Origin of the sequence: Streptomyces sp. NPDC005574, from assembly GCF_040605435.1 — a bacterium.
GTDB lineage: Bacteria > Actinomycetota > Actinomycetes > Streptomycetales > Streptomycetaceae > Streptomyces.
Genome location: NZ_JBEXCW010000006.1, coordinates 89,567 through 115,592, shown reverse-complemented (window position 1 = coordinate 115,592; position 26,026 = coordinate 89,567). Strand labels below are relative to the sequence as shown.

General features: G+C 70.8%; 22 protein-coding genes and 2 pseudogenes. 13 read left to right on the top strand and 11 right to left on the bottom strand.

All coding sequences use genetic code 11. The features are described 5' to 3' along the window. Window positions 1-23 precede the first annotated feature (23 nt). On the top strand, window positions 24-329 hold the full coding sequence (locus tag ABZT03_RS06780) for a hypothetical protein (protein WP_356034473.1): 306 nt from the start codon (window positions 24-26) through the stop codon (window positions 327-329). Window positions 330-491: 162 nt separating this feature from the next. On the opposite strand, the pseudogene ABZT03_RS06775 reads toward ABZT03_RS06780, so the two are convergent. From ABZT03_RS06775 to ABZT03_RS06765, 3 genes and pseudogenes are all read right to left on the bottom strand, one after another. Further along, window positions 492-1,054: pseudogene (locus ABZT03_RS06775) on the bottom strand (TetR/AcrR family transcriptional regulator). Next, entirely contained in the window at window positions 1,051-1,623 is a 573-nt protein-coding gene (locus ABZT03_RS06770; RefSeq protein ID WP_356034470.1) for a dihydrofolate reductase family protein, read from the bottom strand. Before ABZT03_RS06770 ends, ABZT03_RS06775 begins: the two are co-directional and overlap by 4 nt. Before the next feature lie 228 nt (window positions 1,624-1,851). Continuing rightward, window positions 1,852-2,595, bottom strand: coding sequence for an SOS response-associated peptidase (locus tag ABZT03_RS06765; RefSeq protein WP_356034467.1), 744 nt, complete (start codon window positions 2,593-2,595; stop codon window positions 1,852-1,854). A 242-nt stretch (window positions 2,596-2,837) separates the two neighbouring features. On the opposite strand from ABZT03_RS06765, the gene ABZT03_RS06760 reads away from it, so the two are divergent. The 5 genes from ABZT03_RS06760 to ABZT03_RS06740 all read left to right on the top strand — a co-directional run bounded on the left by ABZT03_RS06760 (window position 2,838) and on the right by ABZT03_RS06740 (window position 7,590). Continuing rightward, window positions 2,838-3,431, top strand: coding sequence for a TetR/AcrR family transcriptional regulator (locus ABZT03_RS06760; RefSeq protein ID WP_356034464.1), 594 nt, complete (start codon window positions 2,838-2,840; stop codon window positions 3,429-3,431). Between the two features lie 129 nt (window positions 3,432-3,560). Next, complete coding sequence (locus tag ABZT03_RS06755) at window positions 3,561-4,499, top strand: LysR family transcriptional regulator (RefSeq protein ID WP_356034461.1); 939 nt, start codon at window positions 3,561-3,563, stop codon at window positions 4,497-4,499. Between the two features lie 172 nt (window positions 4,500-4,671). Then, entirely contained in the window at window positions 4,672-5,385 is a 714-nt protein-coding gene (locus ABZT03_RS06750; protein ID WP_356034458.1) for an SDR family oxidoreductase, read from the top strand. A gap of 32 nt (window positions 5,386-5,417) precedes the next feature. After that, window positions 5,418-5,789, top strand: coding sequence for an SgcJ/EcaC family oxidoreductase (locus tag ABZT03_RS06745; RefSeq protein ID WP_356034455.1), 372 nt, complete (start codon window positions 5,418-5,420; stop codon window positions 5,787-5,789). Between the two features lie 352 nt (window positions 5,790-6,141). Then, the gene (locus tag ABZT03_RS06740; protein ID WP_356034452.1) at window positions 6,142-7,590 is read left to right on the top strand and encodes a DUF488 family protein; all 1,449 of its coding nucleotides are present in this window, start codon (window positions 6,142-6,144) and stop codon (window positions 7,588-7,590) included. A gap of 31 nt (window positions 7,591-7,621) precedes the next feature. Here ABZT03_RS06740 and ABZT03_RS06735 read toward each other — a convergent pair whose 3' ends face one another. Then, window positions 7,622-8,335 carry an SDR family oxidoreductase gene (locus ABZT03_RS06735; protein ID WP_356034450.1) on the bottom strand — a complete coding sequence of 238 codons (714 nt, stop codon included), beginning with the start codon at window positions 8,333-8,335 and terminating at the stop codon, window positions 7,622-7,624. A gap of 499 nt (window positions 8,336-8,834) precedes the next feature. Here ABZT03_RS06735 and ABZT03_RS06730 point away from each other — a divergent pair, with 499 nt between their 5' ends. After that, the gene (locus ABZT03_RS06730; protein ID WP_356034447.1) at window positions 8,835-9,554 is read left to right on the top strand and encodes an SDR family oxidoreductase; all 720 of its coding nucleotides are present in this window, start codon (window positions 8,835-8,837) and stop codon (window positions 9,552-9,554) included. Here ABZT03_RS06730 and ABZT03_RS06725 read toward each other — a convergent pair. The 4 genes from ABZT03_RS06725 to ABZT03_RS06710 all read right to left on the bottom strand — a co-directional run bounded on the left by ABZT03_RS06725 (window position 9,544) and on the right by ABZT03_RS06710 (window position 14,655). After that, on the bottom strand, window positions 9,544-12,327 hold the full coding sequence (locus ABZT03_RS06725) for an AAA family ATPase (RefSeq protein WP_356034444.1): 2,784 nt from the start codon (window positions 12,325-12,327) through the stop codon (window positions 9,544-9,546). The genes ABZT03_RS06730 and ABZT03_RS06725 overlap by 11 nt on opposite strands. Window positions 12,328-12,434: 107 nt before the next feature. After that, window positions 12,435-13,034, bottom strand: a complete 600-nt coding sequence (locus ABZT03_RS06720) for a redoxin domain-containing protein (RefSeq protein ID WP_356034442.1) — start codon at window positions 13,032-13,034, stop codon at window positions 12,435-12,437. 267 nt (window positions 13,035-13,301) lie between these two features. Beyond that, window positions 13,302-13,919 carry a VOC family protein gene (locus tag ABZT03_RS06715; protein WP_356034439.1) on the bottom strand — a complete coding sequence of 206 codons (618 nt, stop codon included), beginning with the start codon at window positions 13,917-13,919 and terminating at the stop codon, window positions 13,302-13,304. A gap of 43 nt (window positions 13,920-13,962) precedes the next feature. Next, complete coding sequence (locus tag ABZT03_RS06710) at window positions 13,963-14,655, bottom strand: type 1 glutamine amidotransferase domain-containing protein (protein WP_356034436.1); 693 nt, start codon at window positions 14,653-14,655, stop codon at window positions 13,963-13,965. Window positions 14,656-15,086: 431 nt separating this feature from the next. Between ABZT03_RS06710 and ABZT03_RS06705 the strand changes: the two genes are divergently transcribed. Both ABZT03_RS06705 and ABZT03_RS06700 read left to right on the top strand, forming a co-directional pair. Next, complete coding sequence (locus tag ABZT03_RS06705; protein WP_356034434.1) at window positions 15,087-16,106, top strand: GlxA family transcriptional regulator; 1,020 nt, start codon at window positions 15,087-15,089, stop codon at window positions 16,104-16,106. 340 nt (window positions 16,107-16,446) lie between these two features. Further along, the gene (locus ABZT03_RS06700; protein ID WP_356034431.1) at window positions 16,447-16,830 is read left to right on the top strand and encodes a hypothetical protein; all 384 of its coding nucleotides are present in this window, start codon (window positions 16,447-16,449) and stop codon (window positions 16,828-16,830) included. Window positions 16,831-17,101: 271 nt separating this feature from the next. Here the strand turns inward: ABZT03_RS06700 and ABZT03_RS06695 are convergent. Together ABZT03_RS06695 and ABZT03_RS06690 are read right to left on the bottom strand one after the other, a co-directional pair. Further along, a pseudogene (locus tag ABZT03_RS06695) lies at window positions 17,102-19,811 on the bottom strand (multifunctional oxoglutarate decarboxylase/oxoglutarate dehydrogenase thiamine pyrophosphate-binding subunit/dihydrolipoyllysine-residue succinyltransferase subunit); the annotation flags it as partial. Between the two features lie 381 nt (window positions 19,812-20,192). Next, window positions 20,193-21,380, bottom strand: coding sequence for a TDT family transporter (locus ABZT03_RS06690; RefSeq protein WP_356034429.1), 1,188 nt, complete (start codon window positions 21,378-21,380; stop codon window positions 20,193-20,195). A 332-nt stretch (window positions 21,381-21,712) separates the two neighbouring features. Here ABZT03_RS06690 and ABZT03_RS06685 point away from each other — a divergent pair, with 332 nt between their 5' ends. Continuing rightward, the gene (locus ABZT03_RS06685; RefSeq protein WP_356034426.1) at window positions 21,713-22,384 is read left to right on the top strand and encodes a hypothetical protein; all 672 of its coding nucleotides are present in this window, start codon (window positions 21,713-21,715) and stop codon (window positions 22,382-22,384) included. A 163-nt stretch (window positions 22,385-22,547) separates the two neighbouring features. On the opposite strand, the gene ABZT03_RS06680 is transcribed toward ABZT03_RS06685, so the two are convergent. Then, window positions 22,548-22,835, bottom strand: coding sequence for a metal-sensitive transcriptional regulator (locus ABZT03_RS06680; RefSeq protein ID WP_356034423.1), 288 nt, complete (start codon window positions 22,833-22,835; stop codon window positions 22,548-22,550). A 558-nt stretch (window positions 22,836-23,393) separates the two neighbouring features. On the opposite strand from ABZT03_RS06680, the gene ABZT03_RS06675 reads away from it, so the two are divergent. The 3 genes from ABZT03_RS06675 (at window position 23,394) to ABZT03_RS06665 (ending at window position 25,803) form a co-directional block, all read left to right on the top strand. After that, window positions 23,394-23,798: a DUF302 domain-containing protein gene (locus ABZT03_RS06675; RefSeq protein WP_356034420.1), complete on the top strand. Its 405-nt coding sequence runs from the start codon at window positions 23,394-23,396 to the stop codon at window positions 23,796-23,798. Between the two features lie 91 nt (window positions 23,799-23,889). Beyond that, a complete protein-coding gene (locus ABZT03_RS06670; protein WP_356034418.1) occupies window positions 23,890-24,066 on the top strand; it encodes a hypothetical protein in 177 nt (58 codons plus the stop codon). A gap of 246 nt (window positions 24,067-24,312) precedes the next feature. After that, entirely contained in the window at window positions 24,313-25,803 is a 1,491-nt protein-coding gene (locus tag ABZT03_RS06665; protein ID WP_356034415.1) for an NAD(P)/FAD-dependent oxidoreductase, read from the top strand. Window positions 25,804-26,026 lie beyond the last annotated feature (223 nt).

Below are 26,026 nucleotides of genomic sequence, written 5' to 3'. Positions count from 1 at the left end.
TGTCAGCCCGAACTCACGCAACGGTGCGACGCGTTGAAGCCGAGCACCTGTGGCCGAACGCGGTCTCCGGCGCCCTGAGCCACTGGGAGTGGGCTTTCAGGCAACCGCGGCGATATCTGTCCGGCCCTGTGGAGAGCCCCGACGTCGAGGATGCCCGGGACACCCTGGAAATGGCCCTGTGCCGGCTGCCCGGAGGAGCCAGAGCGGATCTGGGCCGCCTGGTGGAACGCATCGACGCGGAGTTCGTACGACGTACGCTGCCCGACCCGACGTGGGAGAAGGCGTGGGCCGGAGCGCCCCGGTGGTGGCGACGCGTTCGGGAGTGGTGACGCCCGCGGTCAACGGCCGGTTCGATGCGCGGGGCGGCCTGGTGGCCGCACCCTCAACTCCGAGTCGGTGACAGACGGTTCACGGCCGACAGACAGGAGGGCTGTCGCGACCGTGGGCGTGTCCTTCTGTCCGCGCTCCCACGGCGGCGCTTCGCCGGCCGTTCAGCATCTCCCCGCGGACTTCCCGGCCACGGTGAGCAGCATCTGCGTCGGCTCCCGAGCGTGACTGACGGGATCCGGGAAGATGTTCAGGCCGTGGGCGACGAGTGCCCCTTCGTGCAGCAGCATGAGTGTCCGCCCCAGATGGTCGGCCTGGTCCGGGGCGACGCCGCCGGCGAGGCCGGTGAACAGGGCGAGCATCCACTCCTTCTGTCCCACGATGATCGAGTGTGCGGGGTGGGAGGCATCGCTGATCTCAGCGTGGGCGTTGACCATGCCGCACTCTTGGAACCGCTCTCCCCCACCCAGGCGAGCGTGGCGTCGAACACGGCCAGCACCCGCGCCACCGATTCCGGCTCCGCGGCGTCGAGATACCGGGTGAGGAAGGCCCGCCAGCGTTCGTCGCGATCAGCCAGGTACTCCACGACGACCTGCTCCTTGGAGCCGAACCGGTCGTAGAGGGTCTTCCTCGTCACCCCCGCCTCGGCGGCGATCAGGTCGACTCCGACGGCGTGGATCCCGCGCTCGTAGAACAGCCTCCCCGCGGCCCCCAGCACCCCGGTCAGCGCACGACGTCGAAGACGTTCTTCTGGAGGCCGTTGGAGTACACCTCGTGCTCGACGAGCTTCAGCTTCTGGGTGTCCTTGTCCGTGGTACTGAACAGGCGCTTGCCGGCGCCGAGCAGCAGGGGAAAGACGAGCAGGTGGTAGCGGTCGATGAGGCCGGCGTCCGAGAGGCCGTGGTTCAGCTGGGCGCTGCCGTGGACGATGATCGGGCCGCCGTCGGTCTGCTTGAGGGCGGCGACGTCGTCGAGGGAGCGCAGGATGGCGGTCTCGCCCCAGTCGGAGACGAGCTTGTCCTCGGTGAGGGTGGTGGAGACCACGTACTTCGGCATGGTCTTGTAGAGAGCGAACTCCGGCATGTTCGGCCAGACGGGGCTGAAGGCCTCGTAACTGGCGCGGCCCATCAGCATCGCGCCGGACTCCTGCTGCTCTCTCCCCTTGATCTCGAACGCCTCGGGGACGAAGTCGATGTCCTTGAAGGTCCAACCGGCGTTGCGGTATCCGGGCTCGCCGCCGGGCCCCTCGACGACGCCGTCGAGCGAGACGAAGGCCGTGCTGATCACAGTGCGCATGGGAGGACTTCCTGGGGTGTGTGGTGGCTGTTCGTTCTTCGGGTGTCCTGTGGGCTTCACGGCTCGGACGGTGCGGGTTCTCCGTCACGGCGGCGCTCAGCACCACTCCAGGATCCTGCCGACAAATTTTTTTGTCAAGGCGAGAAAAGTAGTCGGTGAGGGGCATCAGCTCCTTCGCCGCCCTGGGCACGGGGATGCCGAGCGGGAGCTCACCGGGCGGGCAGTGGTCTACGGAGCGGTCGCTTCGAGGAGGTGGGGGCCGTTGTTGCGGACGCTGTTGACCGCCGGCGACACCGACCGGGCGTCCAGGTGGCCGCCGGCAGGCTGGGTAAGCAGCGCGCGTAGTTCGTCCGGGTCCTGGTGGCGGGGGTCGAGCCACTCGTCGTAGTGCTCCGCGGTGAGCGCGAGGGGCATCCGCGGGTGCACGTGGCCGGCCGCGTCGGTGGCCTCGGTGGTGATGATGGTGCAGGTCGTCAGCCAGGCAGCCGGGTCGTCGTCCTGCTTGACCGCCGGATCGCGCCAGTACTCGTACAGGCCCGCGAGCGCCATCACCTGGTCGTCCTCGGGGTGGATGAAGTACGGCTGCTTGCGGTTCCTGCCCGTGCCGTGGTCCTTGATCTGCTGCCACTCGTAGAAGCCGTCGGCCGGCAGCAGGCAGCGGCGCTTGGCGAACGCGCTGCGGTAGGCGGGCTTCTCGTGCACCGTCTCCACCCGCGCGTTGATCATCCGCGCTCCGGCCTTCGCGTCCTTCGCCCACGAGGGCACCAAGCCCCAGCGCAGCGGCCGCAGTTGCCTGGACTGCGGCGCGCCGTCGTCGCTCCCCCGCGCCGAGCGCTCCAGGACGGCCCACACGGGGTCGGTGGGCGCGACGTTCCAGTTCGGCGCGAGCGCCTCCTCGGCTCGCCAGTCGGTGACCTGGAAGAGTTGGACCAGGTCCTCGGGGCTTCGGGTGGAGACGTAGCGGCCGCACATGGGACCACCATGTCACCCTCGACGGCGCCGCGGCCTTCGTCCACCGGCCCGTGTCGGGACGTGGACGCCGGGGATGCGTGGGCGACCGTCCTACCGACAGGGGCCCGCCGCCGAGCGGAACCGGGACCGGGACCGGGAACGGGACCGGCCCAGGGGCCACCTCCCCCGCCGCCGCGGAACGACGGCTTGGCGCCGCCCCCCTCTCTTAGCCGACCGGTCTAGTACTTCGCTACACTCCAGGTGTGGGACGAACCAGTGACGCCAAGCAGAAGATCCTCGGAGCCGCGCGCTCGCTGATCGAGGAGCGCGGCTACACGGCTCTGGGCGTGGCCGAGATCTGCAAGGCGGCCGGCGTGCCGAAGGGCAGCTTCTACTACTTCTTCGAGTCGAAGGAGGCCCTGGTGCTCACCGTCGTCGACGAGCACTGGGCGGACCAACAGCACGACTGGGCACGCGTACTGGGCGGTGGCGCTGATCCGCTGCAGCGGTTGCGGCAGCTGTTCGAGGAGACCGAAGCCGCCCAGCGCGCCGGTCAGCAGGGCTGCGGCACGGTGTCGGGCTGCCTGTTCGGGAACCTCACCCTTGAGCTGAGCAACCAGACGGATGCCGTGCGGGCGCGACTGCAGGAGATCTTCGACGCACAGGTCGACATGGTCGAAGCGGTCGTCGCCGAAGCACAGGAGCGCGGCGACGTCTCCGTGACCGACACCCGGGAGGCGGCCCGGGCCGTGGTCGCCCAGCTGGAGGGCCAGGTGATGCTGGCCAAGCTGTACAACAACACCCAGCGCCTGACACCCCTCTGGGGCAACTGCCTGGCGCTCATCGGCGCCTGCTGACTGGGGAAACGGTCGCGGCATGCGCTGACAGCCAACCGCTCGAAGCGGCCTCGCTGCGGCCGCCACCAGCACCGATGCCACGGCCGACGGCCTCGCTGCCGAGCGGCGCGGCCTCCCCGCGCGGGTAGCATGGCGCGCGTGGAACTGCGCCAGCTGAGGTACTTCGTGGCGGTCGCCGAGGAGCTCAACTTCGGCCGGGCCGCCGAGCGGCTGCTGATCGCGGGGCCCTCCCTCTCCCAGCAGATCAAGTCCCTCGAACGGGACCTGGGCGTGCGCCTGTTCGACCGGGACCGGCGCTCGGTCTCCCTCACTCCGGCCGGAGCCGCCCTGCTCCCCCACACCCGTGCCCTGCTGGACCGCGCCGACGACCTCCAGCGCCGGGCCGGCCGCCTCTCCGGCTCGGAGTCGGTCCGGCTCGGATACGTCAACTGGCTACCGGCAGACCTGACTTCGCGTACGGCGGCGGTGGCCCGGGTGCATGTCGACGCCTGGGTCGCGCCCTCGCACACCCAGGCCACCCGGGTGGCCGACGGCAGCCTCGACCTCGCCGTGTGCTGGGTGCGCACCGAGGACCTCCGGCGGCTCGGGCTGCGGGCCCGGCTCATCGGCGCCGACCGGCTCTACGCGGTCGCCAAGGGCGCCGACCTCGGTGACGCGCCCGGCGTGGCGGCTCAGGACATCGACGTCCTCATCGACGACGACGTCACCTCCTGGGCGTCGTGGAACGCGTACGGCGAGGAACTGGCCCGGTCCACCGGCGCCCGTACGGTACGCATCTCCGACGGGGCCGTCACCGGTCCCGCCTTCTTCGACCACGTCCGCCGTTGCCGTCGCCCGGCCCTCAACTCGCCCAAGGGGCAGACCGCGCCGCTTCCGCCCGACCTGGTCCGCCGCGAGATCGTGGCGCCCAAGGTCTACTGGACCTGGTCCCTGGTCCGGCGCGAGAACGAGGACCGCGCCGGGGTCCTGGCCGTGGTCGACGCCCTGTGCGACGACGTGGGCGACCTCGGCCTCCACGCCCCGGACGTCTGGCTGCCCGCCGCCGATCCGCACGCGTTCCCCCGCTGAGCCGCCCGCACTCCCCCGCTGATCTGCGCTGCGAGTCCGCGCCTCACAGGCGGGAGGAAACGGGTCCCGCGACAACCCCCTCCGACCTTTGACGTCGCCCGTCAGCCGACCTACATTCCAAATAGTCGACCGGTCGGCTAGTGACCGGTCAATCGTTTCGGAGAAGGTCATCATGAGCACGCAGCACCAGAAGGTCGCCGTCATCACCGGCGCGTCACAGGGCATCGGCGCCGCCCTCGTCGAGGCCTACCGCAAGCTGGGCCACGCCGTCGTCGCCACCTCCCGCACGATCGCCCCGGTCGAGGACGCCGGTGTCCTGACCGTCCAGGGCGACCTCGCCGACCCGGCCACCGCGGCGCGCGTGATCAGCGCCGCCGTCGAGCGGTTCGGCCGTATCGACACCCTGGTCAACAACGCGGGCGTCTTCGTGGCGAAGCCGTTCACCGAGTACACGGCCGAGGACTACGCCTCGGTGACGGGCATCAACGTGGCCGGGTTCTTCCACATCACCCAGCTCGCGGTGCCGCATCTGCTGGCGCGGGGCGGCGGTCACATCGTCAGCGTCACCACCAGCCTGGTCGACAACGCGGACGCCGACGTCCCGTCCGTCCTGGCCTCGCTGACCAAGGGCGGCCTGCAGTCCGCCACCAAGTCGCTCGCCATCGAGTACGCCACCCGCGGGCTGCGCGTCAACGCGGTGTCGCCCGGCACGATCAAGACCCCCATGCACGCCGAGGAGACCCACGAGTTCCTCGCCGCCCTCCACCCCGTCGGCCGGATGGGCGAAGTCAGCGACATCGTCGACGCCGTCCTCTACCTGGAGAACGCTCCGTTCGTCACCGGCGAGATCCTGCATGTCGACGGCGGCATGAGCGCCGGACACTGAACCACTCGATTCGCTCGACGGGAGACACCGCGATGAGTACGACAACGGGCAACGAGACGATCCTGCGTGGCGTCCTCGACCGATGGAAAGCGGCCGTCGGCGCACACGACCCGCAGCGGGTCGCGTCCGGCTTCACGGAGGACGCGATCTTCCAGGGCCTGCACCCCTACAGTGTCGGACGCAAGGGCATCGCCGAGTACTACGACTCCCAGCCGCTCGGCATGACAGCCGCGTACCGGATCCTCGAAACCCGGCGCCTCGCGGACGACCTGCTGCTCGGGTACCTGGACGTCGACTTCTCCTTCACCGACCGGCCCACGCTCGCCGTCAAACTCGCCGTGCTGCTGAAGCGTGCCGAGGACGACTGGTCGATCGTCCACTACCAGGTGTCCCGCCTCGGCTAGCCGGTCCCGGTCCGCTGCGGCCCGGCCCCGGCGCGGTCCGTCCATGGCCCGCCGGGGCCGGCCGGTGCTGAGCTCCGGCGGCGTGCCGGTGCGCACCCGCGATACGGAGTCCGGTCGTACAGGCGGTCGCATCAGACGGAGTCCTGGTCGCACGACAAGCGGGTACCGCACGAGTTGCGAGGCCAGGTGTCGAGCGAGACGGTGGTTGACGACCGGACCTCGTGACGCGGCCGCCCGGCGTCCGGCCCGCCGGACCTCACCACCGATGGGGTGATCTCCCGGCCCGCCCCGTGTTTCTCGAACCGGTGTGACTTCTCGGCCGCCTCCAGGCCGTGCCCGGGAAAGGTACGTCATGGCCCAGCAGGTGACCTGTCGCACGGTCTACGAACAGACGCCCTTCGAGGACTTCGAGGACGGCACCCGGGTGCTCGTCGACCGCGTCTGGCCGCGGGGCATCAGCGAAGAAGCAGCGCATCTCGACGAATGGCTGAGCACTGTCGCGCCATCCGCCGCGTTGCAGCGCAGCTACAGCCAAGAATTCCTGCAGTACTCCGAGTTCCGCCACCGCTATCTGGCCGAACTCGGGGATCCTGAGCACCGACAAGCGGCGAACCACCTGCGCGACCTGGCCGAACACACGAGGCTGACCCTGCTGACCTCCGCCGAGGACCCGCACGGCGGCCATGTCGCCGTCCTCGCGGAATGGCTGGCCGACGGGGAGCGTGCGCAACCTGATCCGCCCCCGCGTGGGTACCTGACGCGTGTGTCCTCCGCGGTCGCAAACCTCAACGCCGGGGCGTTCGCCTTCGTCATGGGCACCGGCATCGTCTCCACCGGCCTGAACATCAACGGCGCGCACACCGCCTCCGCGGTTCTGCTGGTGATCGGCCTGATCGGCTGCGCGGTGCTGCTGCCCGCCTACGCCTGGCGTCTGCTGGGCATGCGGCAGCGCGTCGTCGCGGACTTCGTCGGGCCGCGCGGGTTCTCGTTCCTCACCGTCTTCATCGCCGCCGACGTGATGGCCGCGCGCCTCGCACCGGACGGCCACACTGCGGTGACCGGCGCGTTCCTGGCCTTCGGAACGGTGGGGTGGTTGCTGCTGGGCTACGCGATTCCCCTCGGATTGATCACCAGCGCACGACGCAACCCCTCGGTCGACCACGTGAACGGCACCTGGTTCCTGTGGGCCGTGGGGTCGGAGTCGGTGGCCGTGGCGGCGGCGGCGCTGGCTCAGCAGGTGTCGGGCCCACAGTTGCCGACCCTTGCCCTGGTCTGCTGGGGCATCGGCCTGGTGCAGTACCTGTTGGTCGCCGGTCTCGTCCTGGGCAGGCTCCTGACGCGGCCGGTCGAGCCGCGAAGCCTCATGACGTCGTCCTGGATCTTCATGGGGGCGGCGGCGATCACCGTACTCGCCGGAACGAGACTGCTCGAACTGCCCTCCGGAAGCATGCTGCTGTCACGTCCGGCCATCGCCGGCTCGTCGGTGGTCCTCTGGTCGTTCTCCACCTGGCTGATCCCGCTGCTGCTCGCTCTGGGTGTCTGGAAGCACGGCATGCGGAAGATCCCGTTCCGTTACGAGCTCGGCTGGTGGAACCTGGTGTTCCCGATCGGCATGTACGGGGTCACCACCCACGAACTGGGACGTACGACGGGAACCTCATGGCTGACCACACTGGGCCGGTGGGAGATATGGGTCGGCGCACTGGTCTGGCTGGCGGTGATCACCGCCATGGCGGTGGCCGCGGTCCGGCCCCGCCTCCCGGCCGGGCACGAGGGCGCCGCCGTCGGCTCCTCCACCTGACGGCCTGGTCGCCGTCACCTGACCGAGCGGTTCAGTGACCGGCGTTCTGGCCGCCGTCGACGTGGAGGATCTCGCCGGTGACGAAGGGGGCGTTCTCCAGATAGACGATCGCGTCGACGACGTCGCTGACCTCTCCCATTCTTCCCAGGGGATGGCTGCGGGCGAGTGAGCCGTCGTCCGCTCCCGAGTTCATCGGCGTCCTGATCACGCCCAGGGCGACCGCGTTGCTGCGGATACCGCGGGCCGCGTACTCGATGGCCAGAGCCCGGGTGACGGACTGCAGTCCCCCCTTGGTCAAGGAGGCCAGTGCCGCGGTCACCGAGGAGTTGGCGTGGTCGGCCAGACTCGTGCTGATCTGGACGACATGACCGCCGCCCTGGCGGAGCATCTGCGCGACGGCGAGCTGCGTGACGAAGAAGAAGCCCGCCAGGTTCACGCCGGTGATGGCCTCGAAGTCGGCCCGGGTGTACTCGGTGAACGGCTTGGCGATGTAGATGCCGGCGTTGTTGATCAGGGTGTCGACGCGGCCGAACCGCTCGATGGCTGCCGCGACCACGTGCTCGGCCACGGCGGGGTCGGCGATGTCGCCCCGGACCGCGAGGACATCCGGATCCGGCCCGGCGGCGATGCTCCGCGACGTCGCCACGACGCCGTACCCGAGCTTCCCGTACGCCTCGACCAGGGCCGCACCGATGCCCTGCGAGGCACCCGTGATGACGGCGACCTTCCTGCCCGGCACGCTCATGCTGGCCCTCTTCCGTCGTGACCTACGAAGCGATCCCCCGGTGACCCGCCTGCGGACGGCGCCTGCCTACCTGTGCGGCAGCCCCAGGTAGGGGAACCCGGCCAGCAGGTCGTCGTGCGGAGGCACCCTGCCCGAGGCGGCCTTCCTCGCTGACGAAGACCATCCGAACTCCCGCCGTACCGCCCTGCCCGCCTGCGGCTGCGGCCCGGCGGGCGGGTTGTGCCCTCCTCCACAGTGGCGGGCGAGGGTGTGTCGTCGCGCCCGTGGAACTCACTGGCCGGCGCACGGCCAGGGAACTTCACGGGCGCGAGCGTTCACCCGGCCGTCCGATGCTGGACCGAGCAACGTCTGAGACGGACGGACAGGGAAGGCCTGGTCACGACCACCACCCGGTTGCCCACCGAGGTCGCCGCGCACGGTTCGCGGGTACGCCCGACCGGTTCCTCGATCACCCACCGGCACTCAGACGAAGCAGGCAGTGACCGCGCGGGAGGACGCAGTGAACGATCTCTCGGGAAACACCGTCGTCGTCATCGGCGGCAGCTCCGGCATCGGGTTGGAGACCGCCCGCCAAGCACACGCGGCCGGGGCGAAACTCATCCTCACCGGTCGTGATCAAGGACGGCTCGACGCCGCCCGGGACGAGCTGGGGGCGTTGGCCGCCACACTCGTCCTGAGCGACGCCGAGGGCCTGCGCCGGTTCTTCGCCGAGCTGCCCCTGCCCGTCGACCACGTACTGGTCAGCGGCGGCGGCCCCGTCTATGCGCCGATCCTCGAGATGGACTTCGATCAGGCACGGAGTGTGCTCGACGAACACGTCCTGGGGTCGCTGCGCATCGCCAGGGAGTGCGCGGACCGTGTCCGCCCCGGCGGATCACTGACGTACATCACGGGCACGCACGCCCGTCGTCCCGGCGTGGGCCTGAGCATCGCGGCCGTCGCGGCGGCCGCACTGCCCGCCGTCGTCGCGAACGCCGCCCTCGAACTCGCCCCGATGCGGGTCAACGCGATCGCCGCCGGGTTCGTCGACACCCCGTTGTCGGCGCACCTGCTCGGCGACGAGATCGAGGCCCGCCGGGAACAGCTGCGCGCCACGCTGCCCATCAGGCGCGTCGTCGGACCGGCGGACGTGGCGGCACTCGCGCTGCACCTGATGACCAACACGGCCCTGACCGGCGCGACCTACGACGTGGACGGCGGCCAGCAGCTCATCCCTTGAGGCCCCACTCCGGCGCCAACTCGCCGTGAGGCAGAGCGTCCCGCAGCTGCCTGCGGGAGGTGATCGACAGCTTGGTGAAGACCTTGCGCAGATGCCACTCGACCGTCCGCGGGCTCAGGAAGAGCCGCGTCCCGACCTCCGGGTTGGACAGACCGGCCCGCACCAGCAGCGCGATCTGCCGCTCCTGCGGCGTCAGTTCGTCACTCGACGACGCCTCGACCGTGCGCTTGCGCGCGGACTCCCCGGTGGCGAGCAGCTCGCGGCGGGCCCGTTCGGCGAACGCCTCCATCCCGATGGACACGAAGATCTCGTACGCCGTGCGCAGATGCTCACGGGCCTGGACCCGCTGCCGCCCACGGCGCAGCCACTCCCCGTACAGCAGGTGGGCCCGCGCGAGTTCGGGACGCAGCTGCGTCCGGCCCAGGCGCTCGACCGCCGCACGGTACAGGCGGTCCGCGGCCGCTCCCTGGTGCAGCAGCGCCCGTGACCGGGCCAGCGTTCCCTGCGCCCAGTCGGTCTCACACGGTTCCGCCGCCTCCGCGAGCCGTTCGAGCGCACCGCGGGCGGTTTCCTCGTCCCCGACACGCACGGCGGCCTCGACGAGTTCGGGCAGCACCCACACCGAGACCCACAGCCCCGCCGTCCGCGTACCGGCCCGGGCCGCCGACATCGCCTGTTCGTAGCGGGCGAGACCGTTGTAGAGGACCGCAGCCGCCCACTGCGCGCCGGCGACCCCCATCAACCGGCCGCCCGCTCCCGCCTCTTCGATCGTGCCGGCGATGAGTGCCTCCGCTTCGGCGCCCCGGCCCCGCAGGGCGCTGAGCCGCAGCTCGACGCACGGCGCGATGGGAACGCCGGTCGCCGCGGCCACGATGTCGGCCTCGGCGACGATCGCCGCCGCGCCGTCGAAGTCCCCGGCCCAGGTGGCCGCCATCCCGAGCGAAGCCAGGCACAACGGGAGTTCGGTCAGGGCGCCGGCGGTCCGGACCACCTCGACCGCCTGGCCGTACATGACGCGAAGGATCTCGTCGTCCCAGAGGGCCGCACTCACGCAGTTGGCCACCCAACCCCACTTCAGGACGTCACGAGCTGGTAGATCCGCCAGTTCGGTCACAGCCCGCCGCAGCACGGGTACGGCGGTGGCGCTCCCGTCGGTGACGAGCAGAGCGCACCCCTTGATCACGAGATCGAGGGCGTGCGGAACGCCCTGGCAGGGCGGCAGTTCGTTCATCGCGCGGGAGATCAGCTCCAGGCTGTCCGCGTCGGCCGCGATCAACGCCGACGCGCCCCACGCGATCAGACAGGTCTCGCGCGCGAGACCCGCGTCGAACGGTTCGAGCCGCTGCGCGGCTCTCAGCAGGAGACGCGGTGCCTCGTCGTCGAGCCCGGCCGCCAATGCGATCCGGCCGCGCAGGAGATCGCATCGCGCGCGCTGGAACTCGGTCCGGGCATCCGTGTCCGCGATGCCGACGAGTGTGCGTGCCCCTTCGAGGTCGCCGGCCTGAAGGGTGGCGGCCGCGGCCGCCACGGCGCGGTCCGCGCGCCGTGAGGTGTCGACGGTCAGAGCGACGGACCGTTGCAGAAACGCCGCCGAGGCGGCCGCCCCACCCCGCGCCTGCGCACGGTCGGCGGACTGCTCCAGTGCGCGGGCGACGCGCTCGTCGGGCTCGGTGGCGGCGGACGCGAGGTGCCAGGCGCGGCGATCCGGGTCGGCCTGCGGGTCGGTGACCTCCGCGAGGGCGAGGTGCGCCGCCCGGCGATCCTCTTCCGTCGCCGACCGGTACGCGGCGGACCGCGCGAGCGGGTGGCGGAACCTGACGCGTACGTCGAACGACAGCAGCCCGTGCGTGCCACCGGCCAGCGCCGCCTCCGTCACACCGAGCCGACCGGCGGCACGCCACACCAGGGCGGGGTCACCGACCGGCTCGATGGCGGCGACCAGCAGCAACAGACGTGTCTGTTCCGGCAGTTCGGCGATCCTGCTCGCGAAGCTCCGCTCGATCCGGCCCGGCACACTGTCGGCGGGTACCGGACCGAATCCCCCGGCCACCTCGCCGACGGCCGGCCCGTGCGGCAACTCCAGCAGGGCCAGGGGATTGCCCCGGGTCTCCGCGACGATCCGGTCGCGGACCTGCTGGTCGAACCGGGCGTGCGTGACCGAGTCGAGCAAGGCGTGGGCGTCGGCGTCACTGAGTCCGGTGACCTCCAACTCCGGTAGTCCGAGCAGCTCCTGAGCCTGCTCGCGGGCGCCGAAGACGAGGGCGACCGACTCCGCAGGCAGCCGGCGGGCGATGAAGCCCAGCACCTGCGCCGAGGCGCGGTCCATCCACTGCGCGTCGTCGACGACGCAGAGCAAGGCGCGTTCCACCGAGGCGTCCGAGAGCAGACCGAGCACCGCGAGGCCGACCAGAAGGCCCGGGGGCGGAGCCCCTGTCCGCGTCCCGAACACCGTCTCCAGCGCACCGCGCTGGGGGTCGGGCAGGCTCTTCAGCCGGACGAGCAGCGGAGCGCACAGCTGGTGCAGGACCGCGAAGTCGAGTTCCCGCTCGGATTCGATGCCGACGGCGCGCAGCACACGCAGATCGGCGGCGGTGTCCATCAGGTGGGCGAGCAGCGCCGATTTCCCCACGCCGGGCGCGCCGTGGACGACGAGTGCACGGCTCTCCCCCGCGCGGACCGCGTTGATCATCTCGTCGAGGAAGGCACATTCGCTCTGCCGCCCGAGCAGCCCTGCCTGCGTCCCGTGCCCTGCGTTGTGCCCCGGAGATGCCACCGTTGCCCGCCTTTGCCGGTTTTTCCGCCGGACACACTGCACGCTACAGCGGCGTCATGGTGGCACGCATCTTCACCTGGTGGGCCCTGCTGTCGAGGAGAGCGCGCCTATCGGGCCCGCGCTCCCGCGTCGGCCGGGCGCCTGTCCCAGCCGTGGAACGCGGAGTGGTCGCCGGAGTCCCAGGCCTCGCGCAGGCCGGGAGTGCTCAGGTCCCAGTCCGGTCGGATCTCCCGTGTGACAGCGGCGAGATCGCGCCACAGGTCGTAGGGCGAGGGCCGGCCCCAGAACCAGTAGCCGTTGTAGACGGTGTGCACGATCAGCCCCGGCTTGAGCACCAGCGTGTGCGGGATCATCGGATCGTGATCGGGGTCGGTGTACTCCTGAATGTCGAGTGCCCGCTGGACGGTCCTCTCCGGATCGGACAGGAACGGCCACTGGGCCCCGACGGAGAGACGGAACTCCTGCAGTGTGTGGTGGTCGTCGGTGGCGATCGTCACCATCTGTGTGTAGGCGACCGCGGCCTTCGGCCGGAGCACCGCCGCCATCTCGCGGTGCTGCTGGTGCTCCTTCGGGCAGTAGTGCCCCCGCGCCAGGGTGAGGACCAAGGGGTCGCCGCCCTGCAGTTCGCTGAGTGTGCGGACCTCTCCGGTGTGATCGGGCAACGCGAAGTCCGGAAAGGTGCCCCCTGGGACGATGTCGGGACGCATGAACTCGACCGCCTCTCTCGCTCGCTGTCAGGAAGGCCCGGGATCCACTCGGCCGCCTCTCCCGCGCGCATGCCCAGGACGAAGTGGCCGCCGTCGAGCAGATGGACCTCCGCGCGTCAGCCCGCCCGGCAGAGTCCGAGGCCGGCCTCCCGCGCCTGGGCTGTCGCGCACCGACGCCACGGCCGGCACCGGTGATCAACGCCATGGTTCCGGCAGGCGGCCCCCGATCCGTGGCAGCCGGTGCACGATCCGTGACCGGCGAGGGCCTCAGGACGGCAGTTCGCTGCCGGCCTGTTCCCGCACCATGTACTGCGCGTACCAGTCCGGCCAGTCCGCGTCCTCCGCACCGGTCCTCGCTTCGTGCTCGCCATGCGCCGCGGCCGCGCGGCGCAGCGCGGCCGCCATGTCCTCGGCCGAGGCGAACACCGTGGAGGTCGGGTCCAGGCGCCCCGGCAGCCGGGTGGTGATCTCCTGCAGCAGCCAGCCGTTGCCGTCGGGGTCGCTGAACGACAGGAACGAACCGTAGCTGCCGCGCTGCGGATCCGGACCGGGCACCCGCGCGTCGGTGCCGGCGTGGTGGAAGACGCCGCCGGCATCATGGAACACCTCGCTGACGTCGACGCCGAGCCGCTTCAGCTCGTCGTGGGCTCCGACGATGTCGTCGACGACCAGATGCAGGCCCTGCGCGGAGCCCGCCGCCTGGGAGGTGAGCGAGGTACCGAAGATGACCGATGCCGAGGAACCCGGCGGCGTGACCTGCACGACCCTGAAGTTCTCGTCCGTGGCGACGTCCGCGTCGAGCCTCCAGCCCAGCGCCGTGTAGAAGTCCTTGGCCCGGTCGACGTCGGACACCGGCACCACCACGACCTCCAGCTTCATGTCCATGACCTGCGCCTCCATGTTCGACACGAGCGTCTTCGCGGGGGATCTACTTCACGACCTGAAGCAGCCGCTCTCCCAGTACAGCGGCCGAGTGGGGATTCTGCCCGGTGATCAGGTTCCGGTCCTCCACCATGTACGGCTTCCAGATCTCGCCACGGCTGAACTCGACGCCGAGTTCCTTCAGCTCGTCCTCCAGCAGCCACCGCGTCCTGGACGCGAGCCCGACGGCCTCCTCCTCGTCGTTGGTGAAGCACGTGACCCGGTAGCCCTTGAACGGCGACACGCCGTGGATCCGGGTGGCCAGCATCGCGGCGGGGGCATGGCAGACGATCACGAGCGGCCTGCCCGACTCGAGCTGTTCGGTGAGCAGCCGTCCCGCGTCGGCGTCCACCCACATGTCCTCCATGGGACCGTGGCCGCCGGGGAGGTACACCGCGTCGTAGTCCTCGAGGCGCACGTCGGACAGCTGACGCGGCCGGCGCATGACCTCGGCGGAACGGATGATGGCCTCGAGTTCGAGGGCCGCCTCGACACCGCCCGCCATCTCGGGCCGCAGGCTCATCATGTCGACGTTCGGGGTCACCCCGTTGGGTGTCGCGACGACGACCTGGTGGCCGGCTTCGGTGAGTTGCTTGTACGGGGCCGCGAACTCCTCGGCCCAGTAACCGGTCGCGTACCGGGTGCCGTCCTTCAACGTCAGGTACGTGGCGCCGGACACCATGAACAAGATCTTCGCCATCTGCGATCACTCCTGTCGTCCCGGGCTCGCGGCCGTCGTCCGCGCCGCGGAACCGCCGTGGCCTTCACGCTCCCTCGCGCGGCGGTCGGTCGCACCCGTGGAACACCCTGGTCGACGTCCCGGGCTCCGCGCGGGTCCGCCGGCACGATCACGCCCTCGTTCGCTGCCTCCGGTCCGGCCCGACTGCCCGCTCGCACAGGAGGCGACCCGAGCCGGCTTGCCGCCGGTCTCCTCCGGTCGAGAGGCTGGGATGCCGTACCTCTCAGCAGAGAGCAAGCCGGTCGTAGCGTGCCTGGCGGTCGCCTGCGTACGTTGGGCGCACGGACATCCGTCGCGATCCCGCCCCGCACAGCGGCGGCGCGGTGACCCGCGCACTGCCGCCGGTGTCTGGGCCGTCCAGCGCTCACACCCAATCGTCCAGGAGGCATCCCATGCGTCACGAGCACCGTGCAGCGGGCTCGCGCACCGTGACCGTGTTCGTCTTCCCGGGGGTGCGGCTGCTGGACGTGACGGGTCCCGTCGAGGTGTTCACGACGGCGAACGAGTTCGGCGGGCACTACCGGGTCCAGGTCGTCTCGCAGGACGGCGCAGAGGTGGTCACGTCCGCCGGAACCCGCCTGGGCGCCGACCTCTCGGTCGACGACCTCGCTGAGCCCTCCGACGTTCTGGTGATCCCCGGCGGCCCGGAATGGGAGACGGTGATCAAGGACGACGCTCTGCTGGACGTGGTGCGGCGGCTGAGTGAGCAGGCCGATCGCACGGCATCGGTGTGCACGGGAGCGTTCCTGCTGGCGGCGGCCGGACTCCTGGACGGCCGCCGCGCCACGACGCACTGGCGGCACTCACGGGAACTGGCCCTGCGCTTCCCCTCCGTGCGGGTCGATCCGGACGCCATCTTCGTGCGGGACGGGCGGACGATGACGTCGGCGGGGGTCAGCGCCGGCATCGACCTGTCGCTGGCGCTCGTCGAGGACCACTACGGTGCGGAGGTCGCTCGGGCGGTGGCCAAGGACATGGTCGTCTTCATGCAACGGCCCGGCGGCCAGTCCCAGTTCAGCGTCCGCGCGCTGGCTCCCCACCCCCGTCAGGAGATGCTCCGCCGGGTCCTGGACGCGGTCGCGGAGAATCCTGGGGCCAATCACACACTGTCGGCGATGGCGCGCGGGGCGGGCGTCAGTGTCCGGCACATGAGCCGGCTCTTCTGCGAAGAGGTGGGCACGACACCGGCCCGGTACGTGGAAGAGGTCAGGCTGGAAGCCGCCCAGGCGATGCTGGAGACGGGTGACGACCCCATGGCGGTGGTCGCGCGCCGCACCGGGTTCGGGTCACCCGAGTCGCTCCGCAGGGCGTTCGTGCGACGCCTGGGCGTGACCCCCGGCGCCTTCCGGACGAGCTTCCGAACGACCGGTGTCAGCGCGAAGGACTCGGCGTCCGACAGCGTCTCCTCGTAGCCGAGGACCAACTCCCTTCTGCCCTACGACTATTCGCGCGACGACGGCCTACAGGTCACCCGAGTGCGAGTCGTCGCCGACCGACGCACGTCGAGGCGAGGACCGGGAGTGCGGCCTGGTTGTCCCCGTCTGCGGCCACGGCCACGCGGCCCCCGGCGGTTCAACGCGTCACTGATGTCCGTGGGCGCGGCCCGTGTTCGTGGCCTCGTCCCGCCGACAGGCGGCCGAGACGCGCCGGCCCGGCCGAACAGAAGGCGATCGACGACGAGTTCGACCACTCCGACCCCCGAACCCGATCCACGCACGATGACGCCCGCTCGGTGTCATCTGCCTCGCACAGGTGATGTTGCTGCTCGACGTGACCGTGGTCAACATCGCGCTGCCCCCATCCCGCGAGACCTCGGCTTCACCACGACGGGCCTGGCCTCGGTCGTCAACAGCTACGCCGCCGTCGCGGACCCTCGCCACCCCGAGACTCGTCGCGGAGAGCCGGGCGGCGAAGCGCGGCCGGCCGCAGGTCTCGGCGGGCACCAGTCACACCACCGCGCTACGGCATGCGGGCGTCGACGCGACGACCGCCACCGCGGCCGGCTACGCCCTCAGCTTCGCCGTCGCCGCCGGTGTGACGGCCTTCGGCGCCCAGCTCGGCTTCGTCGGCATCCACCTGACGATCACTGCCACAGCCCGGACGCTGCGGAAGAAGTCACGGCAACGCGCGGCCTGACACGTCACGGACCCCACAGAGGTGAGCCCGCGGCCGGAGATCCGGCCGCGGGGCGATGCGGTGTCTGCGGTTCGGCCGGCCGACCGCGGGGAGCGGCCCGCCGGGCCGGGATCCCGCGGCTCAGCAGGATGCCGTCGGCGGCGCGACCATACGGCGTCGGCCCCGACCGGCGTCAGGCGTCGACCCCAACCGGCCGTCAGGCGTCGGCCCCAACCGGCGTCGGGTGTCGGCCCCCAACGACCCTGACGGCCGCTCCGCGGGGCAGGCGAAGTCAGCGGAAGGCCGACGCCACCAGATCCCGCTGCTGGTCGGCATGCCGCCGGGCGGAGCCCACGGCGGGAGCCGGGGCCTGCGGCCGGCTGACGCATCCGACGGGACGATCCGTCAGCCGCTGGATGCGCGGCCACAGGAACGACCAGGCACCTTGGTTCTCCGGCTCCTCCTGCACCCACCGCACCTCGGCCCAGGCAGGGAAACGCGAGAGCTCCGCGCGGAGTTCATCGGCGGGGAACGGGTGGAGACGCTCCAGGCGGACGATCGCGGTGTCCGAGAGGCCGGAGCCCCGCCGATGGGCGTCCAGGTCGTAGAAGACCTTGCCCGAGCACACCAGTACGCGCCGGACCCGGTCGGCGTCCACCACGTCGTCGGGGACGACAGCGCGGAAGGCGCCTGTGGTGAACTCCGTCAGGGCGGAGGTGGCCGCCTTCGACCGCAGCATCGATTTCGGAGTGAAGACGACCAGTGGCCTTCTGCGCTCGGCGAGGGCTTGCTGCCGGAGCAGATGGAAGTAGTTGCTCGGCAGTGAGGGCACAGCGACGGTCATGTTGTCCTGCGCGCACAGCTGGAGGAATCGCTCGATCCTGCCGGAGGAGTGGTCCGGTCCCTGACCCTCCAGGCCGTGCGGCAGCAGGAGCGTCACCCCTGAGCGCTGCCCCCATTTCTGTTCGGCCGACGAGATGTACTCGTCCACGACCGTCTGGGCGCCGTCGGCGAAGTCGCCGAACTGGGCCTCCCACAGCACCAGGGCGTCGGGGCGCGCCAGGGAGTAGCCGTACTCGAAGGCCAGCGCCGCCAGTTCGGACAGCATCGAGTCGTAGGGCGTGAAGTCCGCGGCCTGCGGGCCGAGGGACCTCAGCGGTGTGTGCTCCACGCCGGTGCGCCGGTCGGTCAGCACGGCATGCCGTTGGCCGAACGTGCCGCGGCGGGAGTCCTGCCCGGTCAGCCGCACCGGAACACCGTCCAGGAGCAGGGAGCCGATGGCCAGAGTCTCCGCGGCAGCCCAGTCGATCGTCCCCACGTCCGGCATCGCGGCACGCCTCTGGAGCTGCGGCAGAACGCGCGGGTGCACGGTGAAGCCCGGCGGCAGTGCGGTCTGCGACGCGATGACGCGCCGGGCGATCGCCTCCGCGATCGCGGTGACCGTCGGAGGGACGACTTCGTCCTCGACGACCCCCGGATCAACGGGATGCACTGAGGTGGGCGCCGCCGGCGTCCGGGTTTCGGCGAAGGCGCGCTCGAGGTGACCCCGGTAGTCCCGGAGAGCGCCCTTCGCCTGCCGCTCGTCGATGTCCCCGCGGCGAACCAGCGACTCGGCGTACAGCGTGCGCACCGAAGGCGTGGCGTCGATGCGGTCGTACATCGCCGGCTGTGTGATGGACGGGTCGTCGACCTCGCTGTGTCCGTGGCGCCGGTAGCAGATCAGGTCCACCACGACGTCCTTGTGGAACGCCTGGCGATAGTCGAAGGCCACGCGCGACCCGGGCGACGGCCTCGGGGTCGTCTCCGTTGACGTGGAAGATGGGGGCCTGGACCGCCCGTGCCACGTCGGTGGCATACGCACTTGAGCGTGCGTCGGCGGCTGAGGTCGTGAAACCGAGCTGATTGTCGATGACGAGGTGGACCGTGCCACCGGTGCGGTAGCCGGGCAGCTGCGACATGTTCAACGTCTCGGAGACCACACCCTGACCGGCGAACGCGGCATCGCCGTGGACGGCGATCGCCAGGACGGCGCGGGCTGCGTCACCGTCAGTGGCCTGGTCCTGCTTGCCGCGGACGACCCCCTGTGCGACCGGCCCGACGATCTCCAGATGCGAGGGGTTCGCCACGACGGAGACCGCGATCGTGCCACCGTTCAGAGCACGGTAGGTGCCCTCGGCCCCCAGGTGGTACTTCACGTCGCCGGATCCCTGCACCGAGCGCACGTCCACCGCGTCCTCGAACTCGTGGAAAATGTCCGCGTAGGACTTCCCCACGATGTTGGCCAGGACATTCAGCCGGCCACGGTGCGCCATACCGATGACGGCTTCACTCGTTCCCTGCCCGATGGCACGGAGCAACAGGGCGTCGAGCAGCACGATCGCCGACTCGCCGCCTTCGAGTGAATACCTTTTCTGGCCCACGTATTTGGTCTGCAGGAACGTCTCGAAAGCCTCAGCCGCCCCCAACCGGTACAGAATCTGCAACTGTTCGGCCCGGTCGGGCCGGGGCTGAGGCGATTCGATCCGCTGCTGAATCCAGCGACGTTCGCCGAAGGACTGGATGTGCATGTATTCGGTGCCGACCGTGCGGCAGTACGACTCCCGCAGGACGTGGAGAACGTCCCGGAGTTTCATGGTGGCCCGTCCGGCGAATCCGTCGACGACGAACTCCCTTTCCACTTCCGCGTCCCGTAGCCCGAACGCCGTGATGTCGAGTTCGGGGTGCGTGGCCGCCGGGCTGTTGAGCGGGTCGGTGTCGGCCACCAGATGTCCGCGCACCCTGTACGCGTGGATGAGCGCGGCGACACGGACGGCCTTGACCGCCGCCTCTTCCGCGTCTTCGTGTGCTGTCACGCTTGCGCCGGTCGGCTGCGCCGGCACTGTTGCCGACGAGGTGAAGAACTGTCTCCATGCCTCATCGACCGAGTCGGGGTCGTTCAGATACCGCTCGTACTGTTCGTCCACGAGCCATTCGTTGAGGCCGAACGCGCGCCCCTGAAGCACCGGTTCCCCGGTGAGTGATTGCGATGCCACGGGGTGGATCGCCTTCTTCCCTGATCTGGAATACCGATGGTCGACACGGCCGGGCCGCCTGGTCGTCCCCCATCGGACCCACGGTTGTCGCCTCACATCAAGGGGAGGCGAGCCGGCCCGTTCGTGTCACACCGGCGAGGCTAGGACGTCGCGAGAGCGGAAGGGACTCCCGGAAAGGACATGGCAGCCTCACATCGGGACATGGCATCGGCCCGGCGGCCTTCGAGGGACAGGCTTGAATGCGCGGCGCCGCCGACATCATGACGGCGGCGGACGTCCTTCTGGAGCAGGCGGCCCTGCGCGACGGCCTGCCCCTCGACCCCGTCGTCGCCCTCGGTGGCGCCCGACACGTCAGCCTTGCCCGGACCCTCCGGCCTCACGTCCGCACACCGCTGACCGGAACCCGGGGCATGGGTGAACAGCCGGCACGACTCGCGGCTCCGCGCGGGGACACCACACGCACCTGACGTGCCTGGCGGCGTGCCGCACCGAGTGGCCGGCCACCACCACCCAGGCCAGGACGAGCAGCGCGTAGAGCACGACGGCCGCCCAGGTGAAGAGGTTCGAGCCGGTCTGCGCCGCGAGGCTGCCGGTGGCGGTCACGCAGGCACCGACCGGGAAGATGAAGGACCACCACGTCGGCGCGAAGGGCAACCCGTGCCGGATCGTCCGTGCGGTCAGCCCTGCGGCGAGCGCCAGCCACAGCATGGCGAAACCCCACATCACCAAGCCGCCCAGCAGCGCGAACACCGCACCGCCACGTGCGTACAACGCGGGCAGCGCACCCGGCGCCGCCACGGCCAGCGCCCCGAGCGCCGTGACCGACTGGCTCAGGGCTCCCAGGCCGATCCACACCGTCGGCACCACGGTCGCGGTGGGCGCGTCGTGGTGCACCAGACGGCCGTAGATCATGGCCAGCACCAGCAGTGTCGCGATGAGTCCGAGTCCGAGCATCGCGTAGCAGCCCAGCAGCAGGGCGAGCCGCATCTGTCCGGCCGGTGCGTAGGGAACGAGGAGCGCGCCCGTCGCGGCGGAGACCATCGGCGGCACCACCGGCATCAACCAGCCGCCGAACGCCGCGTCGGGCGCGAACCGGTGACGGGTCATCATCAGGTAGGGCACGGCGCAGGCGGTGACCAGGCCGAGGGCGGTGCCGAGGGACCACAGCACCCAGTCCACGTACAGAGCCGCCTCGAGCCCGATCACTCGTTTGCCGAGCAGCAGCGCCCCGGCACCCACCGTGAGCAGGGCCATCGGCGGCGCACCGAAGAACTGGGCCGTCACGGGATCGGCGGCGTGCGACCGCGCCGCCCCCTGCCGGAGGTAGCCGACGGCCAGCAGCACCAACAGCAGCGCGGCACCCAGCCAGACCGCCGTGGCGGCATTCCGCAGCCACGGGAAACCCCACGGCAGGGCGACCGCCGCGTCAGCGACGATGCCGGTGCCCATCACGGCCGCGAACCAACTGGGGCCGAGCAGTGGACGGGTCGGCCTCCTCGCCGTCGGCGACGGAGGACGAGCGGGCACAGAGAGGATCATGAGGCGAACCCTATGGCGGGTTTGAGGCAGCTCCGCCACAGATGTCCCGATGCGAGGGCCTCATGGCACACAGTGAGGGGGCAGTGCGGGCGCGTGACGGTCGTCTTCTCGCGGCATCCGGTCATCGGCCCACCGGCTCACCGGCTCACCGGCTCACCGGCTCACTGTGCGAGGCGCACCGCAGGGGTGGTGGTAGGTACACCCCCGGATCCGGTGCTCAGGCCCAGGGACTGCGCGCCTCGGGAACGGCAGGCTTCACATGTCGGCGGGAACGAGCGCGAACACGCGGCCGCCGGCACCGAATCCGCCACACCGAGAACTCGGGGGATCCCATGCCCGAAGCCGTCGCCCGGCGCCTGACCGGCCTCGCCGCCGTCATCGCCGCGATCGCCCTGATCGTCCAGGTGCCGCTGTACTTCCTCTACTCCGGCCCGCCGCCGGACGCCAACGTCCTGTCCCGGCTCCTCGTCGGAATCGTCGCGCTCGCCTCCCTGGTCGTGTTCGTCACGGCCTTCCGGGAGCTGGTCAGACGGGTCAGCCCGGCGCACGAATGGATCGGCTCGATCGCCTTCGCCACGGGCCTCGTGTACGCCACGATCACCCTCGTCTCGATGGGCCTCGAGGCAGGCGCGGTCATCGCCGTCGACCACCCGATCGACCCGACCATCGACGTGAGCGGCACCTACATCCTCTACGGCTCGATCTCCCGGCTCATGCTGGCGCTCTTCCTGACGGCGCTCGGCCATGCCGTGTCCCGCACCCACCTGCTGCCGCGCTGGACCGGCCGCTCGGCCCACGTCCTGGCCGGCCTCAGCCTGGCCTTCGTGCCGTCACTGTTCTTCGGCAACGACCCCTCGTTCTTCTACGCCGCCAACGGCTGGGGCACGACCGCCATGATGGGCGCCATCCTCAGCTACTGGCTGCTGGCCGTGGGCATCTGCACGTACCGCAGCGCGGCACGCGTCCTCACCCCGGCGGCGGAAGCGGCGGTACTGCGTCACTGAGCGAGCTGCGGGGTAAGCACTCCAGCCGACGGCCGGGCAACCGGCCGTCGGCTGAGGCGCGCCCTGGTCCGAAGAGTTGACGGTTCCGCCACCGGTCGACGACGGCAGCGAACGCCGGCGAGGTGTCAGCCCGCGCGCCCCGGTGTCCGCGGCCGCACACCCGTCAGGCGAGGGACAGGAACAGCTTCTCCAGGCGGGCCCGCATCACCTCGCGGTCCTCACCGGGTCCTTCACCGTCGTTCGGGCCCGTGAGGCACTGCTGCAGGCCGGTGGCGATGATGGCGAAGCCGGCGCGGTCCAGAGCGCGTGAAGCGGCGGCGAGCTGCGTGACGACGTCCTCGCAGTCACGGCCCTCCTCGATCATCCGGATCACCCCGGCGAGCTGCCCCTGAGCCCGGCGCAGCCGGTTCAGGACCGCTCGGAGTTCCGTGCCCTCGAGTTCCAGCTCCATCAGTCACTCCTCGTCGATACCCCCGGGGGTAATCTACTGCACTCTTTCCGCGGCCCTGTCGGCACGAACGCGGAAACGGCAGGACAGCGCCCTCAGCGACCACCTCGGCCGACCCCGGGTCCAGCGAAGGCGGCCCTCCCGCCGCCGGGTCGAGGGCCGCTCCGGGCACGGACGTACAGGCGAGCGGCGAACCCAGGCACTCCATAAACACCCCCTGGGGTTTCTCCCACGACCGAGCGCCCGCTCCCGCACACGGTCCAGGCGCCCGCCGGGCCTGAAGGAGCCGATCGGCCGCAAGCAGCGCGTTGGCGGCACACCGGTCACTTCCCGCCCCTACGACTGCGCAGCGAGGCAGGTCTCGGCCTGGCCGGAACACGCGCGGCCGACCGGCGCCACCCGACCGGACATTACCCCCGGGGGTATATTCGACAAGGAAAGCCGATTACCCCCGGGGGTATGTCTCCGCCCGCATATCGCCTCCACCGGGCAGCACGCACACCCCCGCGCACAGCAAGCCACCTCCCCGCCCCACATCAGCCGAAGAGAAGGGCCACCGCCATGCGCTACGACCGCTCCGTGCACCTCGCCACCGACTTCGCCACCACCCTCACGCACACACGCGAAGCCCTCGCCGCCCAGGGCTTCGGCATCCTCACCGAGATCGACGTCACCGCCACCCTCAAGGCGAAGCTCGACCACGACATGGAGGACTACGTCATCCTCGGCGCCTGCAATCCGCCGCTCGCCCACCGGGCGCTGGAGACCGACCGCTCCATCGGGCTGCTCCTGCCCTGCAACGTCGTCGTCCGCCGCGAGGGTGACCGAACCGTCGTACAGGCCCTCGACCCGAACACGATGGTCGCCCTCACGGAACTCGACGCGCTGCGCCCGGTCGCCGAAGAGGCCACCCGCCGTCTCGACGCGGCCCTCAGCGCACTCGACGCGGCCGCCGCCGGCAGCTGACCGCGAACCCGTCGGTGGGGCCGCGGACCCCGGACCGTCTCCGCGACCGGTCCGAAAGGCAGCCGGCCGCGCGGAGGAGTACAAACGAGAGATGAAGGAAAACACGGAGACACCGCATGGGGTGGACGAGTGGGCCGATCGCGTTCAGAGCCTCTCCGGAGCTCCGGACAGCCGGGCCGCCCGACAAATGGTCAGCGACATCTACCGGACCGCCCAGGACGAGCTGGACGCCCAGCGGGCGCAGGCGGAGTTCGAACGCGAGGAGTGATCCCAGGACCGGCCGAGCCGGATCCGGAGATCCGCCGCGCCCGGGGGCAACGCGGGATGAGGCTGCCGCCTCCGGGCGTCGCGCGGTGGCCGACTCGACGCGCCCGCGCAGGCACCTTCGCGTCGCATGCAACCTGCGCCCGTCGCCTGTCGCCGGTCGCCGGTCGTCCGAAGATCGACTGCCGGCACCGCTACACCGCACCCCTGCCCTGCCCTGCCCCTGCACCAGAACCACCCGGAGATGCTCATGACCGCAGCCGTGGACCCCGATCGCTCGACCTGGGACGTGATCGTCCTCGGTGCCGCCGCGGCGGGCGAGGTGGCCGCCCAGTACGCGAGCCAGTTCTCGGGGCTCTCCTCGGTGCTGGTCGAGGACCAACTCGTGGGCGGCGAATGCTCGTACTGGGCGTGCATGCCCAGCAAAGCCCTTCTGCGTCCCGTGGAGGTGGTCGAAGCCGCCGCCCACCTGCCCGGAGTGTCGGCGCGGCTCGATCCGCCCGGAGTGCTCCAGCGGCGCGACCGCGTGATCAACGACCTGGACGACACCTCACAGGTGACCTGGGCGCTGAAGACCGGGATCGACGTGGTGCACGGCTACGGAAGGCTCGCCGGTGAACGGACGATCGAGGTCCGCCTGCCCGACGGCGGAACCCGGACCCTGAGGGCCGAACACGCCGTGGTCGTGGATACCGGTTCCCGCCCCGCCCGCCCGGACATCCCCGGTCTGCGGGCTGCCCTGCCCTGGGACTCCCGGGACGCGACGAACATGAAGGAGGTGCCGCGGCGCGTGGTCGTCCTGGGCGGCGGCGTGGTCGCCTGTGAGGCAGCCACCTGGCTTCGCGGTCTGGGGGCCGAGGTGAGTGTCGTGCATCGCGGTGGGCAGCTCCTGCCCCGCCACGAACCCTTCGTGGGAAGCCTCGTCGGCCAGGACCTCCGCGAAGCGGGCGTCCGGCTGTGTCCGGGGCGCACCATCTCCCGTGTCGAGCGCGCCGACCCCCGCGACACGGGCACGGGCAGGGTCCACGGGGGTGAGGTGAGTGCGACCCTCGACGACGGCACGCTCATCCTGGCCGACGAGATCCTCGTGGCCGCCGGCCGTACGCCCAACACCGAGGACATCGGCCTGGAGACCATCGGTGTGTCCCCCGGCGGACACCTCGACGTAGACGACCACCAGGCCGTACGCGGTGTACCCGGAGACTGGCTGTACGCGATCGGGGACGTGTGCGGCCGCGCACTGCTGACTCACATGGGCAAGTACCAGGCCCGTATCGCCGGCGAGGTCATCGCGGCGCGCCACGCGGGCCTCAGCGATCTGCCGTCGGCGGCGGCCGGACACGCCTGCGTACCCCAGGTCGTCTTCACCACCACCGAGGTCGGCAGCGCCGGCCTCACCGAACAGCAGGCACGTGAACAGGGCCTCGACCCGGAAGTCGTCGAATACGACCTCGCGGCGCTCGCGGGAACCTACGTCCTCCGCCCCGACTACCGCGGCCGCGCCAAGCTGGTCGTCGACCCTGCCCGGGACCTGGTGGTGGGAGCGACGTTCGCCGGCCCGAATACCGCGGAACTCGTGCACGCGGCGACCACGGCGATCGTGGGACGCATCCCGCTGTCCACGCTGTGGCACGTCGTGCCCAGCTACCCCACCGTCAGCGAGATCTGGCTGCGCCTGCTGGAGACACTGCGCGCACAACGCCACGCGGCACGCACCCCCTCGCACACCACGGGCACCTGAGCCGACCCGCGACCACACGGGCCGTTCACGCGCCGTGACCGCCGTACGCCGACCGGAAGGACGTACGGCGGACCCCGGGCGCAGGGCTCCGGCCACCAGCCGTGCACCGGGCGTCCGGGCGACAACGCGGCCGGGAGAAGTCAGCTGATGGCGTATCACTCCGGCGTGAGACCGGAACCGGGCATGAGTTGCCATCGCGACCCGGCGGACTAGCGTGGCTCCC